The sequence below is a fragment of the Fulvimarina pelagi HTCC2506 genome, assembly GCF_000153705.1.
In the GTDB taxonomy this organism is placed as follows: Bacteria; Pseudomonadota; Alphaproteobacteria; order Rhizobiales; family Rhizobiaceae; genus Fulvimarina; species Fulvimarina pelagi.
The window spans coordinates 1,180,176-1,198,640 of the sequence record NZ_DS022272.1 but is presented as its reverse complement, the minus strand read 5'-3'; the positions used below and the strand labels follow the sequence as shown (position 1 = coordinate 1,198,640).

At 61.3% G+C, this 18,465-nt stretch carries 16 protein-coding genes; 2 read left to right on the top strand and 14 right to left on the bottom strand.

What is annotated here, in order from left to right; translation table 11 throughout:
* Positions 1-18: 18 nt before the first annotated feature.
* From trkA to dusB, 6 genes are all read right to left on the bottom strand, one after another.
* On the bottom strand, positions 19-1,395 hold the full coding sequence (gene trkA, locus FP2506_RS05605) for a Trk system potassium transporter TrkA (RefSeq protein WP_007066439.1): 1,377 nt from the start codon (positions 1,393-1,395) through the stop codon (positions 19-21).
* A 103-nt stretch (positions 1,396-1,498) separates the two neighbouring features.
* Positions 1,499-2,863: a nitrogen assimilation response regulator NtrX gene (gene ntrX, locus FP2506_RS05600; RefSeq protein ID WP_007066438.1), complete on the bottom strand. Its 1,365-nt coding sequence runs from the start codon at positions 2,861-2,863 to the stop codon at positions 1,499-1,501.
* 16 nt (positions 2,864-2,879) lie between these two features.
* A complete protein-coding gene (locus FP2506_RS05595) occupies positions 2,880-5,087 on the bottom strand; it encodes a sensor histidine kinase NtrY-like (protein WP_007066437.1) in 2,208 nt (735 codons plus the stop codon).
* Positions 5,088-5,312: 225 nt separating this feature from the next.
* Positions 5,313-6,758, bottom strand: coding sequence for a nitrogen regulation protein NR(I) (gene ntrC / locus FP2506_RS05590; protein WP_007066436.1), 1,446 nt, complete (start codon positions 6,756-6,758; stop codon positions 5,313-5,315).
* A 4-nt stretch (positions 6,759-6,762) separates the two neighbouring features.
* Positions 6,763-7,932 (bottom strand): two-component system sensor histidine kinase NtrB, encoded by a 1,170-nt coding sequence (locus FP2506_RS05585; RefSeq protein WP_007066435.1) that lies wholly within the window; start codon positions 7,930-7,932, stop codon positions 6,763-6,765.
* Positions 7,933-7,935: 3 nt separating this feature from the next.
* The gene (gene dusB / locus FP2506_RS05580) at positions 7,936-8,970 is read right to left on the bottom strand and encodes a tRNA dihydrouridine synthase DusB (protein WP_007066434.1); all 1,035 of its coding nucleotides are present in this window, start codon (positions 8,968-8,970) and stop codon (positions 7,936-7,938) included.
* 218 nt (positions 8,971-9,188) lie between these two features.
* Between dusB and FP2506_RS05575 the strand changes: the two genes are divergently transcribed.
* Both FP2506_RS05575 and FP2506_RS05570 read left to right on the top strand, forming a co-directional pair.
* Positions 9,189-10,385, top strand: coding sequence for a bifunctional 2-C-methyl-D-erythritol 4-phosphate cytidylyltransferase/2-C-methyl-D-erythritol 2,4-cyclodiphosphate synthase (locus FP2506_RS05575; RefSeq protein WP_007066433.1), 1,197 nt, complete (start codon positions 9,189-9,191; stop codon positions 10,383-10,385).
* Positions 10,382-10,882 carry a CinA family protein gene (locus FP2506_RS05570; protein WP_007066432.1) on the top strand — a complete coding sequence of 167 codons (501 nt, stop codon included), beginning with the start codon at positions 10,382-10,384 and terminating at the stop codon, positions 10,880-10,882. The genes FP2506_RS05575 and FP2506_RS05570 overlap by 4 nt, the downstream gene beginning before the upstream one ends.
* Before the next feature lie 28 nt (positions 10,883-10,910).
* On the opposite strand, the gene FP2506_RS05565 is transcribed toward FP2506_RS05570, so the two are convergent.
* From FP2506_RS05565 to FP2506_RS05530, 8 genes are all read right to left on the bottom strand, one after another.
* Positions 10,911-11,369, bottom strand: a complete 459-nt coding sequence (locus tag FP2506_RS05565; RefSeq protein WP_007066431.1) for a type II toxin-antitoxin system RatA family toxin — start codon at positions 11,367-11,369, stop codon at positions 10,911-10,913.
* A gap of 9 nt (positions 11,370-11,378) precedes the next feature.
* Positions 11,379-12,353, bottom strand: a complete 975-nt coding sequence (lipA, locus tag FP2506_RS05560) for a lipoyl synthase (RefSeq protein ID WP_007066430.1) — start codon at positions 12,351-12,353, stop codon at positions 11,379-11,381.
* Positions 12,354-12,405: 52 nt separating this feature from the next.
* Positions 12,406-12,654, bottom strand: coding sequence for a GlsB/YeaQ/YmgE family stress response membrane protein (locus FP2506_RS05555; protein ID WP_007066429.1), 249 nt, complete (start codon positions 12,652-12,654; stop codon positions 12,406-12,408).
* Between the two features lie 103 nt (positions 12,655-12,757).
* Complete coding sequence (lpdA, locus tag FP2506_RS05550) at positions 12,758-14,212, bottom strand: dihydrolipoyl dehydrogenase (RefSeq protein ID WP_007066428.1); 1,455 nt, start codon at positions 14,210-14,212, stop codon at positions 12,758-12,760.
* Positions 14,213-14,286: 74 nt separating this feature from the next.
* The gene (locus FP2506_RS05545; protein WP_007066427.1) at positions 14,287-14,934 is read right to left on the bottom strand and encodes an SGNH/GDSL hydrolase family protein; all 648 of its coding nucleotides are present in this window, start codon (positions 14,932-14,934) and stop codon (positions 14,287-14,289) included.
* A gap of 9 nt (positions 14,935-14,943) precedes the next feature.
* Positions 14,944-16,383 (bottom strand): pyruvate dehydrogenase complex dihydrolipoamide acetyltransferase, encoded by a 1,440-nt coding sequence (locus FP2506_RS05540; protein ID WP_007066426.1) that lies wholly within the window; start codon positions 16,381-16,383, stop codon positions 14,944-14,946.
* 118 nt (positions 16,384-16,501) lie between these two features.
* Positions 16,502-17,002, bottom strand: a complete 501-nt coding sequence (locus tag FP2506_RS05535; RefSeq protein WP_148227476.1) for an SRPBCC family protein — start codon at positions 17,000-17,002, stop codon at positions 16,502-16,504.
* A 5-nt stretch (positions 17,003-17,007) separates the two neighbouring features.
* Entirely contained in the window at positions 17,008-18,462 is a 1,455-nt protein-coding gene (locus tag FP2506_RS05530) for a pyruvate dehydrogenase complex E1 component subunit beta (protein WP_007066424.1), read from the bottom strand.
* Positions 18,463-18,465: the final 3 nt, after the last annotated feature.

The window sequence follows — 18,465 nt, the reverse complement described above, 5'->3', positions numbered from 1 at the left end:
GCTCCCTGAGCGGCACCTTCAGAAGAATTCGAGACTGACCCGGAACATCTGCTCAACCCGCCGGACGGCGCCGGACTTGGCGAAGATGACAACGCGGTCCTTGGCTCGGATCTTGGTGGAGCCAGTCGGCTTTACATAAGTGCCGTTCCGATAGATCGAACCGATCCGCAGGTTCTCTGGCAGATCAAGCTCTCTCAGCGGCACGCCGACGATTGGCGAAGTCTCCAGCGCTTCTGCCTCGATCGCTTCAGCAAGACCATTCTGGATCGAGTGAACCGCCCGAATTCGGCCGCGGCGCACGTGCTGCAAAACGCGGGAGATCGTTACCGATTTTGGGTTGATGAAGGCGTCGATCTCCAGCGGTCGGGTCAGGCCCTGGAAGTCTGCGTCGTTGAGAAGTGCCAAGTTGCCGTGGCAACCGAGACGCTTGCCCATGACGCTGGCAAGCACATTCACCTTGTCGTCATTGGTGAGCGACACGATGAGATCGCTTTCCTCGATATCGGCTTCGCGTAAGAGATTTTGGTCGAGACCTGAGCCGTGCAGGACGATGGTGCGCTTCAACTGATCGGCTATCGTCACCGCGCGATCGCGGTTGGCCTCGATGACCCGCAGCTTGGCCCGAAGGTTGCGCCGTTCCATCTCGCCCGCGACATAGAGCCCGATATTGCCGCCACCGACGATGACGATCCTCGTCGCCTCAGGTTCGACGTGGCCGAAGAGGCCAAGCGTGCGTTTCACCTGCGCACGCTCCACGACCGCATAGGCGACGTCACCCGCGACCATCTGATCGGCCGAAGATGGAATGAAGAGGCCGTTCCCGCGCAGGATGCCGACCACCGTCGCGTTGAGATCAGGGAACAGATCCGTCAGCTGGCCGAGCGGCGTGTTCACGACGGGGCAGTCCTCACGACATTCGATCGCGATCATGGCAATCGAATTGTCGGCGAAGCGCACCGCATCCATCGCACCCGGCAATGCGATGCGCCGCAGGACCATCTCGCCGACCTCGATCTCCGGCGAGATAATCACGTCGATCGGCATGTTGTCGGTGGAGAAGAGATCCTGCCAATGGGACTGGAGATAGCTCTGGGCGCGGATACGGGCGAGCTTGGTTGGAATGTTGAACAGGGAATGGGCGACCTGACAGGCCACCATGTTGACCTCGTCGTGCAGCGTCACGGCGATGATCATGTCCGCCTGCTCGGCGCCGGCTTCGGCCAGAACGTCCGGATGAGCGCCGTGCCCTACGAAACCACGTGCATCCAGATTGTCTCGGATCGCCTGAACCAGCGTAGGAGAGGTGTCGATGACAGAGACGTCGTTGCGTTCCGACGCGAGCCGCTCGGCAATACCGTAGCCAACCTGGCCTGCCCCGCAGATTACGACACGCATTGACGCACGCCCTCAAGACCTGATTTTCGGCCTCGCTCTATACTCTCTCGGAGGCAAGCGCAAAGCCACCAAGCCGGTCCTGAAGCAGACGCCATTTCGGATGTCAGATCCCGAGCGACTTCAGCTTTCGGTGGAGCGCCGAGCGTTCCATGCCGACGAATTCCGCAGTTCTCGAAATATTGCCGCCGAAGCGGCTGATCTGGGCGACGAGGTATTCCTTCTCGAAGACCTCGCGTGCATCGCGCAGCGGCAGCGCTAGGATCTGGCCGTTCGACTGGCTCGGCGTCTGCGGCAGCATATCGCCGACTTCCGAGGGCAGCATGTCTGCCGAGATCGTATCGTCGTCATCGCCTTCGCGCGATAAGATCATCAGTCGCTCGATGTTGTTGCGTAACTGGCGAATGTTGCCAGGCCATTCTGAGGATTGCAGCACAGCCAGCGCTTCGGGGCTGAGCTGTTTCGGCTTGATACCGGTCTGCTCGCTCAGCTGTTTCATGAAGGCCTCGATTAGCAGCGGGATGTCCTGACGGCGCTGAGAAAGCGGCGGTACGCTAATGGGGACCACGGCGAGCCGATGGTAGAGGTCTTCGCGGAATGAACCCTCGGCGATGGAGGATTCCAGATTCTGTGCGGTGGACGAGATGATTCGAACATCGACTTTAACCTTCTTGGTGCCGTCGACGCGTTCGAATGATTGCTCAGTCAGCACGCGCAGAATCTTGTTCTGGGTTTCGCGCGGCATGTCCGCGATTTCGTCGAGATAGAGTGTGCCGCGATGGGCCTGTTCCAGCGCGCCGATCTTGCGTTCAACGCCTGGGGGAGTCTCGTTGCCGAAGAGTTCGATCTCCATCCGCTCCGGTGTGATCGCTGCCGCGTTGAGCGCTATGAATGGGCCGTCGGATCGATTGGATGCGGAATGGATGGCGCGTGCAACCATTTCCTTTCCGGAGCCGGAAGGGCCGAGAATCATGATCCGGCTGTTAGTCGGCGCCACCCGGTCGATCACCGTTCTCAGCTGGTTCATCGGCTGTGACTTGCCGAGCAGCTCGGTGAAGTCGCTGGACTTGCGCCGTAACTCGACGACCTCACGTTTGAGCTTCGAGGTCTCCAAGGCGCGCTCGGCGACCAGAACGAGGCGGTCAGCCTTGAACGGCTTTTCGATGTAATCGTATGCACCACGCCGAATCGCCGAGACGGCGGTTTCAATATTGCCGTGGCCGGAGATCATGACGACGGGCACTTCGGGATGCTGCGTCTTGATCATGTCCAGAAGGTCAAGCCCGTCAATCCGGCTTCCCTGCAGCCAGATATCGAGAAAGATCAGCTGAGGCGCTCGATCGGCGATCGATTGAAGCGCAAGGTCGGCGTTTCCAGCCGTACGGGTCTCATGACCCTCGTCTTCCAAGATTCCCGCGACCAGATCGCGAATATCGGCCTCGTCGTCGACGATCAGAATGTCCGATGCCATAGCGTTTGTCGCCTCTCTAGCCGTTTAAGTCGTCAATGTTGGTGTTGCCCGCTGGCAGGATCACGCGCACCATCGCGCCCGACGGCTGACCGGGCGCATCCTCCAACGCGATCGTGCCGCCGTGTTCCTCGATGATCTTGCGAACGATGGCGAGCCCCAGCCCCGTGCCTTTTTCGCGCGTCGTCATATAGGGTTCCAGCAGGCGATCTCGATCATCCTTTGGGAAACCCTGCCCGTTGTCGATGATCGAAACCTCGTGATGACGCTCGCCGGGCCGGGCACGAACGGTTATCTTGCCATGAGATATGCCAGCGCCTTCAAGGGCTTCCACGGCGTTCTTGACCAGGTTTCCGAAGGCCTGACCAAGAAGCCGCGTATCGTAGGAGCCGATCAGTGGCTCATCTGGAATGTCCTTCTCAAAGACCACGCCGTGATCACCCATCTCCCGCGCGAAGATAGCTTCCTTGATCACGTCGCGCAGATCGGTCGGCTCCATGGTCGGCTTCGGCATTCGCGCAAAATTGGAGAACTCGTCGACCATCCGGCCGATATCGGACACCTGCCTCACAATGGTATCGACACAGCGGTCGAAAACTTCGCGATCATCCTCGATCCGCTTACCATAACGCCGACGGATGCGCTCCGCCGAGAGTTGGATCGGCGTCAAAGGATTCTTGATCTCGTGCGCGATGCGCCGAGCGACGTCGGCCCAGGCGGATGAACGCTGAGCATCGACGAGATCCGTGATGTCGTCGATGGTCACCACGCTAGACTGTTCGTCTCGGCTCTTTTCCGCGCTGGTGATCCGGACGGCAAGAGTACGCTCGCGTTCACGAACGCGCAGCCGGATCTCCTCCTGATATTCGGAGCGATGCGACGCCGCCGCGGCATCGTGGATCGCGGCGAAGGCCGGGAAGGCCGTCCGAAGCTGGACGCCGACCGTGGAACGGGAATCGGTGCCTAGTATGCGTTCCGCCGATGGGTTCAGCATCGAGATCGCGCCTTTGGGTGAGACGCCGATGACGCCGACGGTCACGCCGGAGAGCACCGCCTCGATGAAGCGCCGACGCTCGTCGATCGTATCGCGCGCATTCACCAGTTCCGCGCGTTGGCTCTGCAGCTGCCGGGTCATGTTGTTGAAGGTGCTCGACAGTGATCCGACATCCCCGTCGGATGCCCGCACCGGCACAGACACGGCGAGGTTGCCTCGCGAGACCTCGTCAGCGGCGCTCATCAGAAGACGGATCGGGCGCACCAGCCGGTCGGCGACGCCGATACCGGTCCAGATCGCAGACAGAAGCACGATCAGTGCGATCCCGAGATAGAGAAGAGCAAAAGCAAGCTGCAGCCCGAAACGGTTGTCCTGAAGGCTCTGATATTCAGCCGAGCGTTCTTCCATTAGTCGCAGGGCTGCAAGCACCTGCGGGTCGACCGCTCGGACCGTATAGAGATAGGCTTTCGGCAGCTGCCGCAGCTTGATGATCGCGCCAACAAGATTGGTCACGCCTGGCGGAATGAAGACGAGATTGCCGTCAATCGCCTGTTGCATGGCATCGTCTGGCGGAACGGGAAGCGGCTGATCCGTCTCGACGTCGGCGGTGAGAAAGGCTTCCTTGTCTTCGCCGATTAGCTGAGCGCCAAGGAGCGAACGGCCCCGCGCCTGCTCTGTCATGAAGTTCTCGAAGCCGCGAGGATCAAGATCGTAGAGCCGACGTTGCTGATCGAGATCGTAGGCCATCGACAGCGTCGAACCCTGCAGGTTGCGGGCGTTCTCGTTGACGTAGGCGCGCGCGACGTTGATCGAAGAATCGACGATTGCCCGGGTCCGCATCTCGAACCAGCGGTCGAGCCCCAGGTCGAGCGTGATCGAAGCAACGATCGCCACAAGGATCGCCGGAATGGCCGCGACAATCGAGAACAAAAGCACTATGCGCACGTGAAGCCGCGAGGCGGCACGGCCCTGGCGGCGTGCGCGAAACATGCGTGCGGCCTCGCGCCAGATAAGGCCGGCGAGGAGCAGCACGAAAAGGCCGTTAACGGCCGTCGCGACAGTTACGACGGCATCCGTCGGCGCGATCGGTGTCAGCCCCATCAAGACGACGAACGAAATGCCGCCGCAGATCAACGCCCCGCAGACCGCAAGAAGACCCGGAACGAGCATAAACCGGCGCCGCTCCAGGAGGAACGGGCCGTTCCGAGCCGAATCGATAGGTTCGCTGGTCATCGCGTACGTGGTACCTCTGGCCTCTGTAGAGATACGCATTGTGTCAAAAATGCAACTCAAAAATTATTCCGCTACGGAAGAAGGTCAGAACGTCAGCAAGATTAGGGGTTTACTCGCTATGGCGATGTCGACAGACCACTCGCATCGCCTTACGCGGATTGCGCGCTAGGCTGCCCGTCTCGTCTGCCGCACCCGCAGCGACCGGACTCGCGGGTGCGGATCGATCTACCGGATCGAGCGAACGATCGAGATATCCAGATCGCGGATCTTCTTGCGCAGGGTGTTCCGGTTAAGACCGAGCAGGTCGGCTGCTTTCACCTGATTGCCCCGCGTTGCTGCGAGAGCTGCCGCGATCAGCGGATACTCGACCTCCCGAACGATCCGGGCGTGCAGTCCCGGCGGCGGCAGCGCGTCGCCGAAGGTGGAGAAGTAATCGGCCAGATAGCGTTCCGTCGCATGGCTGAGATCGACCGGTCCCGAACCGTTATCGTCGGACCCTCCGAACTGCATCACATCGTTGGCAAGCTCGCTTTCGACAAGCTCCGCAGTAATTTCATCCTGCGGATAGAGCGCGCAGAATCGTCGGATCAGATTCTCCAGTTCGCGAACATTGCCCGGCCAAGTGTACTGCCGCATGACATCAAGCGCGCCCGTCGTCAGCATCTTGCGTGGCAGACCCTCTTTCGCCGCCTGGGCGAAGAAATGAGCCGAGAGATCCGGCAGATCTTCGAGTCGTTCCCGCAAGGGCGGAAGTCGCAGGGGCACGACGTTCAGCCGGTAGAAAAGATCCTCACGAAAAAGACCGCGCGCGATCGACTGGCGCAGATCCTTGTTCGTTGCGGCGACGATGCGGACGTCCGACGCGATCGGTGTGCGGCCGCCGACGGTAGTGTATTCGCCCTGCTGTAGGACCCTAAGGAGCCGGGTCTGAGCCTCCATCGGCATGTCGCCGATCTCGTCGAGGAAGAGCGTGCCACCCTCGGCCTGCTCGAAGCGGCCAGTCGAGCGCGCCTGCGCGCCCGTGAAAGCGCCTTTCTCGTGCCCGAAGAGCTCCGATTCGATCAGCTCGCGCGGGATCGCCGCCATGTTGATCGCGACGAAGGGACCCTTTTTGCGCCGCCCATAGTCGTGCAGCGCCCGTGCGACGAGCTCCTTCCCGGTGCCCGACTCGCCGGTGATCGTCACCGTCAGATCGGTCTGCATCATCCGCGCAAGGGCCCGGTAGATGTCCTGCATGGCCGGCGAGCGGCCAACGAGCGGCATCGACTCGCCGTTCTCCTCTTGGGCGAGACGTCCTCCGTCGTTCTTCGGCTCGGCCAGAGCCCGGCGGACGACGCCGACGAGCTCGGTCAGGTCGAACGGTTTCGGAACGTAGTCGTAGGCACCCTTTTCCGAGGCCTTCACCGCCGTCATGAAGGTATTCTGCGCGCTCATGACGATGATCGGCAGATCGGGCCGGGAGTTCTTCATCTTCGGCATGGAGTCGAAGACGTTGCCGTCGGGCATGAGCACGTCGGTTACGACGAGATCGCCCTCACCGCTCGAAATCCAGCGCCAGAGAGTGGCGATATTCGACGTGGCACGCACTTCGAAGCCCGCGCGCATCATGGCCTGGGAGACCACGGTCCGGATCGCGGCATCGTCGTCGGCGATGAGAATTTGCTGAACCATGGGCTTATTCCGTTTTCGCCTTCATCGAGGCGGGCCGCATCATCGCGCGCGGGTATTCCGAAGAGTCTGCGTCCTCGAACTGCTTTTTCCAGGCCGGCATCAGGACCCTGAAGATCGTCTGGCCCGGTTGGGTATCGCATTCGATCACTCCGCCGTGGTCGCCGATGATCTTGGCGACGAGGGCGAGGCCGAGGCCGGAGCCGGAGGGTTTGGTCGTCACGAACGGGTCGAAGATGTTCTGGCGGATGTCGTCCGGAACGCCCGGCCCGTTATCCTCGACGGTGAATTCCAGCGGTAGCGAGACGCGGTCTCGTGTGCCAGGGATCGTCAGTCTGACGCCAGGACGGAATGCGGTGGTCAGCTTGATCTCCGGCGCATTCGTCCGCGAAACCGCCTCGGAGGCGTTCTTCACGAGATTCAGGAAAACCTGCACCAGTTGGTCGCGATTGGCGAAGACAGGCGGCAGAGAAGGATCGTAGAGTTCGGTGATCGGAATATCGCGTGCAACACCGTTCGCGGCGATCGTCTTCACATATTCGAGCACCGAATGGATGTTGACCGCCGATCGCTCGATCGGCCGTTGATCGGAGAAGACCTCCATCCTGTCGACCAGCTTGACGATGCGATCGCTCTCTTCCTGGATGATTCGCGTCAGGGCGCGGTCCTCGTCCGAGGCCTCGCTCGCAAGCAGCTGTGCGGCGCCCTTGATACCGGAAATCGGGTTACGGATTTCGTGTGCAAGCATGGCCGCAAGGCCGGTCACAGTACGTGCCGCCGAGCGATGAGTGAGCTGGCGGTCCATCTTCTCGGCGATCGATCGCATCTGGATCATCACCACGACAAGTTCCGGATGGTCGGGCACGATCGAGACGTAGAGATCGACCACCCGCTCCTCGCCGAGGCGCGGCGAAGAAAGATCCACCCGGTATTCGCTGAACCGCGCCTGCTCGTCGAGCGCCTTTTGGATCAGCGAGAAAAGCGGGCTGTCGACCGGCACGAAATCCTGAAGACGTCGGCGCACAAGATAAGGCAGGCTTGCCGAGAAGAACTGTTCGGCATCCGTGTTCGCGTAGTGGAAATAGCCATGATCGTCGCAGACGATCACCGGATGGGGCAGTCCTCCAAGAATGCTCAGGGCATCCGGCGCGGGCTTGCGGCTCGAAAGATTGTTCAAGGGTCAGGCCGCCTTCGGATAGATCATGCGATCGGACAAGGCGCGGACTTCGAGATCGGCTAACGTCAAGCCCGAAAAAAGGGAACGTATCCGGTCGGCGACTGCGCGCGGATCGATCTCGTGCATCAAGTCAGCCTTGAGCTGGGCCGGCCAAGCCGTCCGGTCGAAATACCACCCGAGATGCTTGCGCGCATGGCGCACCCCGGTCGTCACGCCGTAGTGTGACAGCATCGCCTCGTAGTGGCCGCCGACGAAATCAGCGGCATCGATTGCGGAAAGCCGCTCCATCGTCACCCGTCCCGCGAGAAGACCCGCGAACCAGGGGCGCCCCTGCATGCCGCGCCCCGTCATAACGGCATCCGCACCGCTCGCGGCGAGGATGGCGGACAGCTGATTGGCCTCGGTCAGGTCGCCGTTCGCGACAACGGGGACTCCGACCGAACGCTTCACGCTGCAGATCGCGCGCCAGTCGGCCGTGCCCTCGTAAAATTCGGCCCGGGTGCGTCCGTGCACCGTGATCATCGTCACGCCCGCAGCCTCCGCCCGGACGGCAATCTCGGCGGCATTCATCGAGTCGCGGCACCAACCGAGCCGCATCTTCAGGGACACGGGGGTCGCACCGGCGCCACGGACCGTCGCCTCGACAATGCTAAAGGCGAGGTCCGGCTCGCGCATCAGCGCCGACCCCGAAAGGCCGCCGACGACTTTCTTCGCCGGGCAGCCCATATTGATGTCGATCAGATCGGCGCCCTCGTCTGCCAGCCTGCGCGCCGCCTCTTCCATCCAGATCGGGTCTCGGCCAGCGAGCTGAACGGTATGCACGCCCGGACCGTCCCGCAGCGCACGGAGCTTACCCTCTTCGGCGCCTTTCACGAATTCGCCGCTCGCCACCATTTCGGACACGACAAGCCCCGCCCCGAATCGCCGCGACAGACGGCGAAAGGGAACGTCGGAAATCCCGGATAGCGGAGCGGCGAAGACACGGTTCGCAAGCTCAAGCTTGCCGACGAGTATCGGCGTGCGAATATTCGGAGTCATGGTCCTCTGAAGCCCATTAAAGTCGCATGCAACGAATCTGTCGCGTTTTTGATCACATAAACCCTCGTAGAACGACGGATTTCAAATGACAAGTTTGGAGGACGGTGGGCGAACCCGAAGACCAGCTATTCCGTTGACGCATCGCCCTTTCACCTGCATTCCGGACGGGGTCGGGTGCCCGTCTCGCCCATGAGTTCCAGCAAGGCAGACTACGGTTCATGAGCATTCCCAAAGTGGCCGCAATTATCGTCGCGAGCGGGCGGGGCGTTCGGGCTGGCGAGCACCCCGAAGGAGCCAAACAGTTCCGCCGCATCGGTGGCCGTCCGATTCTCGCATGGACCCTTGAGCGGTTATTGCGCCATCCGAAGGTCGGTTCCGTCGTCCTCGTCGCCAATCCGGACGACGCCGAACGCACCGCCGCGACGATCGCGCCTTTCGATGACCTTGGCGAAGTTCGAGTCGTCGACGGAGGAGCGACACGGCAAGCCTCGGTGCGAAACGGTCTGTTGGCGCTCTCGGAGTACCCCGTCGATACAGTGCTGATCCACGACGCGGTCCGGCCCTTCCTATCCGCCGACCTCATCGATCGCGTCGCTGCGGCGACGGGACCGGACGTTGGAGCGCTTCCCGTGGTTCCCGTCGCGGACACTCTCAAGAAAGGCGAGGACGGCCATGTAATCGCCACCGTCGACCGCTCCGGGCTTTATGCCGCCCAGACGCCGCAGGGCTTTCCTTATCGGGCAATCATGGACGCGCATGAGAAGGCGGCGAATCGAGCCGATGTCGAGTTCACGGACGACGCCTCGATCGCCGAATGGGCCGGTCTTGCAGTCGCGATGGTTGAGGGCGAACCCGACAACGTCAAGCTGACGAGCGCCCGCGATCTCGAACTCGCAGACAGACGCCTTAAGGGAGAGAGCCGCATGATCGATGTGAGGACGGGCAATGGCTACGACGTCCACAAGCTGGTCGACGGCGACCATGTGATCCTCTGCGGCGTGCGAATACCCCACGACCAGACGCTGTCTGGGCATTCAGACGCCGATGTCGGCTTCCACGCCCTCACTGATGCGCTCCTCGCGACCTGCGGCGCGGGCGATATCGGCGATCATTTCCCGCCGAGCGATCCGCAATGGAAGGGCGCCGCCTCGCATATTTTCCTCACTGCCGCACGCGATATCGTCGCGAAAAAGGGTGGCCGGATCATGAATGCCGACATCTCGCTCATCTGCGAGGCGCCGAAGATCGCGCCTCACAGGGGAACGATGAGGAAAGCCATCGCCGATTGCCTCGCGATCGATATGGAAAGGGTCTCAGTGAAGGCGACGACCAACGAGACGATCGGCTTCGTGGGTCGTAAGGAAGGCATCGCAGCGATTGCGACGGCGTCCGTCGTCTACGGTGAGACTCTGTGAGCGCGAAGCGAGATGGAATAGAGATCCTCGCGCGTCAGGTCGTGGAAACCTATGCGGCAAAGGGGATGAAGCTTGCGACAGTGGAGTCCTGTACGGGCGGCATGGTCGCAGCGGCCATCACCGATATCGCGGGATCGTCGGCGGTGCTGGATCGTGGGTTCGTCACCTATTCCAACGACGCGAAGACAGATCTCGTTGGTGTCGAGGCGCAAACCCTCGAGGCGAACGGAGCTGTATCAGAAGCCGTCGCATGTGAGATGGCCGAAGGCGGCGTGCGGCGATCGCGCGGATTGGTGGCTATCGCAATCACGGGCGTCGCGGGTCCAGGCGGTGGCAGCGAATCAAAACCCGTTGGTCTAGTCCACTTCGCCTGCGCTTCACCTGACGGAACGACGCATCGCGAAGAACGCTTCGGAGATATCGGGCGGGCCGAGATTAGGATCAGGAGCGTCGAAATGGCGCTCCGCATGCTCCTTGTGGCAATCGAACACTCCTGACCGACATGATCAGAGACTGCACGCCAGCCTATCGATCGGGCCGGCCATAGACTTCGTCGGCGCGTTCCTCGAACGCCTGGGCGAAACGTCGGAACGCGTAATCGAACATTGAGCCCATGAGCATGCTCAAGGTGCGGCTCTTGAATTCGTAATCGATGAAGAAGCGGACATCGCATTGTTTCTCGCCGAGCGGCTCGAACGTCCAGCGATTATCAAGATAGCGGAACGGCCCATCGACGTACTTGACGTCGATTCGACGCTCTTCCGGCTTCAGTAGGACCTGACTCGTGAAAGTCTCGCGCACCATCTTGTAGGCAACGGTCATGTCGGCGACGAGCAGGGTTTTGTTGTCCTTGTCGCGCTGCGAGCGCACGTGCAGGCTCTTACAGAGCGGCAAAAACTGCGGGTATTTCTCGACATCGGCGACCAGTTCGAACATTTCGTCAGCGCTGTGGCCGACACGGCGTGTCGATTCAAATTGCGGCATCGGACCCGATCATGCAGCGTTCGATTTCGCGAGCCTAGCAGCCTTCAGCCGCTCAAAATCCTCTCCCGCATGGTGCGAGGAGCGCGTCAGGGGGCTCGCCGAGACGACGTGAAATCCTTTGGCGAGCGCGATCGTCTCGAAGGAGCGAAACTCGTCGGGCGTCACATAGCGGATCACTGCATGATGCTTTTTCGTCGGCTGCAGATACTGGCCGATCGTCAGGAAATCCACGTCGGCGCTGCGCAGGTCGTCCATCAGCTGAATGACTTCGTTCCGCTCCTCGCCAAGGCCGACCATGATGCCGGACTTGGTAAAGATTGTCGGGTCGAGTTCCTTGACCTGCTGCAGGAGGCGGATCGAATGATAGTATCGCGCACCGGGCCGAACCGTCAGATATTTCGACGGCACGGTTTCAAGATTGTGGTTGAAAACGTCGGGTCTGGCCGCAACCACCTTTTCGAGGGCTCCTCGCTTTCGCAGGAAGTCCGGCGTCAGTATTTCGATCGTCGTGCCCGGTGCCGCGGCGCGGATCGCCCGGATCGTGCGGACGAAATGCTCAGCGCCGCCATCATCGAGATCGTCCCGATCGACTGAAGTGATGACGACGTGGTTCAGCCCCATCTTGGAAACGGCCCTGCCGACACTTTCAGGCTCAGCTTCATCAAGCGGATGGGGCATGCCAGTCGCGACGTTACAGAAGGAACATGCGCGGGTGCAGATCCCGCCCATGATCATGAAAGTCGCGTGTTTCTTGTCCCAGCACTCGCCGATGTTAGGGCAGCCAGCTTCCTCGCATACGGTGACGAGACCGTTGGAGCGGGCAATGTCACGGGTTTCCTGAAAACCCTTCCCAACAGGTGCCCGAACCCGGATCCAGTCCGGCTTTGGTGGGCTCGCGGCCGTGTCCGGCCGATGAGCCTTTTCGGGATGCCGTAACCGAGGTTTCACCTCGATCTCGGCGCGATTGTCGAGCACCGTAACCATGCCTTCTACCTAAGCCCTGCTAGCGCTCGTCGCAATCGGCCAACCGGTCGCGTCAGCGCCGGACGAGGCGGAAGATGAAGATCAGAAGGCAGGCGCCGACGAAACCGGTGATCAGATAGGCGAACGAGAACGAAGCGCCTGCGCCGGCTCCGAGGCCCGTCAACTGAAGCAGGAGGCTGAGAACGATCGCCCCGACTATGCCTAGGATGATGTTCATCAGCAGCCCCATGTCGCTGCCCATGACCTTTTCGGCGAGCCAGCCTGCAAGGCCGCCGACGATAATTGCTGCTAACCAACCCATTGCTAGGATCCTCTGACTGCGTTCACTGTTCCGCAGGGCAGATAGGTGATTGTCAGGTGAGACAAGACATCCGCCGCGATTTCCAAACAAGTCGAATAGCCGCCTATTGGTGGATCACGCGCCCGTAAGCATCGAGCGATGACTCGTGCATCATTTCCGATAGGGTCGGATGCGGGAAGCAGGTGTGGAAGAGCTCCTCTTCCGTCGTCTCCAGCCCGATCGCGATGACGAAGCCCTGAATCAGTTCGGTCACCTCCGCGCCCACCATATGGGCCCCGAGGAGTTCGCCGGTCTTCGCGTCGAACACCGTCTTGATCATCCCGTCCGGTTCCCCAAGTGCGATGGCCTTGCCGTTTCCGGTGAAGTTGAATCTGCCGACCTTCACCTCGTGGCCAATCTCCTTGGCCTTCGCCTCGGTTAGGCCGACCGAGGCGATCTGCGGGTGGCAGTAAGTGCAACCCGGAATCTCGGTCTTCTTCATCGGGTGCGGATGCATGCCTTTGATCGCTTCGACACAAATCGTGCCCTCGTGCTCGGCCTTATGGGCAAGCATGGGCGGGCCGGCGACGTCGCCGATGGCGTAAATGCCGGGGGCATCCGTCTTGCCGAGACCGTCCGTCTGAACGACGCCGCGCTCGATCTTCACGCCGGCCTCTTCCAGCCCGAGACCCTCGGTATTGCCCTGGACGCCGACCGCCGAGATCAAGCGCTCGGCCTTGAGCGTCTCGGACTTGCCGCCCTTTGTCTCGACCGTGACGGTGACGCCGTCCTTGCCCTTTTCGACCTTGGCGACCTTCGCGTCGGTCATGATCTTCATGCCCTGCTTTTCGAACTGCTTGCGGGCGAGTTTGGCGACCTCAGCGTCCTCGACGGGCAGGATCTGCGGCAGGAGCTCGATCACCGTCACCTCCGCACCCATGGTGCGGTAGAAGCTCGCGAATTCGATGCCGATCGCGCCTGAGCCCATGACGATCAGGCTTTTCGGCATGGACTTCGGCTTCATCGCTTCGAAATAGGTCCAAATGCGGTCGCCGTCGGGTTCGATTCCCGGCAGCACGCGTGGGCGCGCACCGGTCGCGACGATGACGTGCTTGGCCTTGTAAGTCCCCTCGCCCAGCGTGCCCTTCGGCACCGGATGCTGCGGCTCGACGATCGGCTTCTGCATCTTGCCGACTTCGACCTCGACAGGGCCGCCTTTACCGGCTTTCTTGATCTTCGCCTGGCCCCAGATCACGTCGATCTTGTTCTTCTTCATCAAATAGCCGACGCCGCCGTTGAGCTGCGCCGAGACACCGCGCGATCGCTTTACTACAGCCTCGATGTCGAACTTCGGCTTGGCGATTTCGAGACCGTAGTTCTTGCCGTTCTCGGCATAGTGAAAGATCTCGGCCGTCCGCAGCAAGGCCTTGGTCGGAATGCATCCCCAGTTGAGGCAAATGCCGCCGAGATGCTCGCGCTCGACGACCGCCGTCTTGAAGCCGAGCTGTGCTGCGCGGATTGCGGCGACATAGCCGCCCGGCCCGCCGCCGATGACGAGAACGTCGTATGTATCAGCCATGGGTCGTCTCCCCGGATCGTTTGTCTCTGCGGGCGATCGGAAAGTCGCCCTTTGCGTGTCAGGTCTGCCGAAACTCAGTCGTCGAGTTCGAGCAGTGTTCGGATCGGCTCGATCAACGCTTCGCCGAGCCGGCGCGTGTTCTCGGCATCGAGGTGGACGCCGTCAATTGGCGAGGTCTCGCAGACTTCGCCCGCATCGAACATGGCGATCCCGTACTCCTCGGCGACCTTGGTGATCGCGGACCGAAAATGCGTCGACTCCTCGACCGCATGCCCGAACAAAAGCGAAAAATCGGGTTCAGTGGTACTGCAGAAAGGCGGCGGCGCGACGAGCAGTAGCTTCGGCGGCTCGTAGCCGCGCTGATAGGGAAAGGTCTGGCAGATCTCGACGAGCCGTTCGAGCCCCTGCCTGGATTCGAAGACGCGTCCCCCGCCCGTGTCCCGCTTGAGATCATTTGTACCGAGCAGGATCACCACGAGGTCAAGCGGTTGATGACTGGCGAGCAGCGTCGGCAGGATCTTCACCCCGTTGCGCTCGGCCGGGACCAGATGATCGTCGAACGCCGTCGTACGACCGTTCAGCCCCTCACTGATCACCCGGACCTTGTGCCCGAGCGCTCTGCCGACGACGTTCGGCCAGCGATCGAAAAAATCGTGCCGCAACATAGTCTCGGGATCGTAGCCCCAGGTGAGGGAATCGCCGAAGGCGAGGACGGTCTTCATGTGTCTCTGCTAGACCAGCATCCCCATCGGATTTTCAATGTACTGCTTGAAGGCTGCGATCAGCTCGGCTCCGAGTGCACCGTCTACAGCGCGATGGTCAGTCGAGAGTGTCACCGTCATCAGGGTCGCGACCTTGACCTCGCCGTTTTTGACGATCGCACGCTCTTCGCCTGCACCCACGGCGAGAATGGTCGCATGGGGCGGATTGATGACGGCAGAGAAGTTGTTGATGCCAAACATGCCAAGGTTCGAGACCGCCGTCGTGCCGCCCTGATATTCCTGCGGCTGCAGTTTGCGGGCACGGGCGCGCTTGGCGAGGTCCTTCATCTCGTTCGAGATGGTCGACAGCGTCTTTTCCTCGGCCCGCTTGATGATGGGCGTGATCAGCCCGCCGTCGATCGAGACCGCGACGCCGACATCGGCATGCTTGTGCTTCAGCATAGCCGTATCGGTCCAGGAGACGTTGGCGGTTGGCACGGTCTTGAGTGCCAGCGCCATCGCCTTGATGACCATGTCATTCACCGAAAGCTTGTAGGCCGGCTTCTCGCCATCATCCGACTTGGTCTTCGGCGCCGCGTCGTTCAGCTGTTTGCGCAGGGCAAGCAGTGCATCGAGTTCGCAGTCGACAGAGAGGTAGAAGTGCGGAACGGTCTGCTTGCTCTCGACGAGCCGCTTGGCGATCGTCTTGCGCATGCCGTCATGCGGGATCTTCTCGTAGGAGCCTTCCTCGAACATCTTGAGGATTGCGTCGTCGCTCGGACCCTTCGCTGCAGGCGCCGGGGCGGCATCCGCCTTCGCCGCATCTTTCGGCTTGTCGGCGGCCGCGGCCTTGCCGACACCATTCTCCGTGGCGGTCTCGACATCGGCCTTCACCACGCGGCCATGCGGGCCGGAGCCTTTCACCTGTGCCAGATCAATCCCGGCCTCCTTGGCGAGTCGACGCGCGAGTGGCGATGAAAAGACACGGTCGCCATCCTCGGCCTTTGGGGCCGGACCGGCGGACTCCGTCGCTTCCTTGATTTCTCCGCTTCCTATTCCGCCCTCCGGCCGCGCATAGCCCCGTTTTGATGCATCCTTCGCATCTTCTTCGCTGCCCTCCGCGGCATTGTCGGCTTCGGCGTTGGCCATCATAGCGCCGCCCTTGTCGTCGCCAGACGGCGCCGGATCGGAACCGCCACCTGATTTGGCAGCCTCTTCGACGTCTTCACCTTCGGCCGCCAGGATCGCGATGACGTCGTTAACCTTCACACCTTCAGTCCCGCCAGGCACCAGGATCTTGGCGAGCGTTCCTTCGTCGACCGCCTCGACTTCCATTGTCGCCTTGTCAGTTTCGATCTCGGCGATGATGTCACCAGCCGAGACGCTGTCGCCCTCGGCGATCAGCCATTTGGCGAGATTGCCCTCTTCCATGGTCGGAGACAGGGCTGGCATCGTCACATTGATCGGCATGTTCGTCTCCGAAGGGTCTTATACGTCGTCTTTTTGGGTTTCGGCTGCGGTCTTGAGCGGCCGGTGAATTACCAGTGAAAACGCGTTCGTCGTTTCGGCTGTTGCGCTCGCCATCTGTTCAGTGTCTTCCGCCGGAACCGTCCGGTCCGTCGCCATGGCTCTCGGCGTGGGTCGCAAGATTGCCGAGGTGCGCCGTCCAGCCGGCAGAATGGTCGAGCAGCAGAGTCGAGCGGTCGACCTCGGGTGCCTTCTCCCAGCCCTGATGCTCGATCGTCACTTCGGTACCGGACTCGGTCTCACCGAGGCTGACGGAGACCACGGTGTCGAAGGTCCACTCCTCGTCCGCCCAAACCATGACGAACCCATGCGGTGGATGAAACGAGGTTACCTGCGCCCTAGTCGTCCGGTTTCGACCGGTTGGGTCAACCCACGGCTCGACGAAACGCCCGCCCTCCTTCGGTTCGAACTCGATATTGTCGCGCCACCAGGCTTTCAGGCAATTCGGCTCCGTCAGGCAACGCCACACTATCTTGCGAGAAGCCGCGATCTCCTTGCGGATTTTGAGCTGCCCGTCATCACGTATGACGATTTCTTTCTCATTCGACGGAAGCGCGCTCATGGCGATCAATTCCGATAGCAGACGGCCTTCACCGCATCGATCACGTCCTGAACCGATGGCAGCGCAAGCTTTTCGAGATTGGCGGCATACGGCATTGGCACATCCTTGCCGTTGACCTTCAAAACCGGGGCGTCGAGGTAGTCGAAAGCCTGCACCATGAGTTCGGAAGCGATGTGTCCGCTCACCGAGCACTGTGGGAAACCCTCTTCGACAATCACGCATCGGTTCGTCTTCTTCACCGATTTCACGACCGCAGGCATATCCATTGGGCGGATCGTCCTGAGATCGATGATCTCAACTTCGATGCCGTCTTTGGCGAGCTCTTCGGCCGCCTCGATGGCGTAGGTCATACCGATCGACCAGGAGACGATCGTGACGTCCGATCCCTTGCGGTGCACCCGCGCCTTGCCGATCGGGACAGTCCAGTCGTCCATCTTCGGAACATCGAAGGACTGACCGTAGAGGATCTCGTTTTCGAGGAAGACGACCGGGTTCGGATCGCGGATCGCGGATTTGAGCAGGCCCTTGTAGTCAGCAGCCGTGAATGGCTGCACCACCTTCAGGCCTGGTACATGGCTGTACCATGCCGCATAGTCCTGACTGTGCTGGGCCGCGACGCGGGCCGCAGCGCCATTCGGGCCGCGGAACACAATCGGACAGCCCATCTGCCCGCCGGCCATGTAGAGCGTTTTCGCTGCCGAGTTAATGATCTGGTCGATCGCCTGCATGGCGAAGTTGAAGGTCATGAACTCGACGACCGGGCGCAGCCCTCCGAAAGCGGCACCAACACCGAGACCGGCAAACCCGTGCTCGGTGATAGGCGTATCGACGATCCGGCGCGCGCCGAACTCGTCGAGCAGCCCTTGCGTGATCTTGTAGGCGCCCTGATATTCTGCGACCTCTTCGCCCATGACGAAAACCGCTTCGTCCCGGCGCAGTTCTTCGGCCATGGCATCGCGCAGTGCCTCACGAACGGTCGTTGAGACCAGTTCGACATCGTCCGGCACCTTTTGGCCGAACGGTCCTTCGTCCTCGACATCTGGATGAGTCTTGCCCTCGGCCGGTACCCGTCGTTCGTCGAGTGGCGTTATCGACTTGGCGCCACGCTCCTGCGAACCGCTCTCGGCCACCGGCTCGTCGTCGGACTTCGTTGCGACCTCTTCCTTCTTGGAAGCTCCGTTGCCGGATGACGCCTTCTCGATGTCACTGTCATCTTCGCCCTCGGCGAGCAAAATGGCGATCGGGGCGTTGACCTTCACGTTTTCGGTGCCCGCATCCACGAGGATCTTGCCGAGCTTGCCCTCATCGACGGCCTCGACCTCCATGGTTGCCTTGTCGGTCTCGATCTCGGCGATGATGTCGCCGGCTTCGACCGTGTCACCGACGTTCTTCACCCATTTGGCGAGTGTGCCTTCCTCCATCGTGGGAGAGAGGGCGGGCATCAAAATTTCGGTCGGCATCGC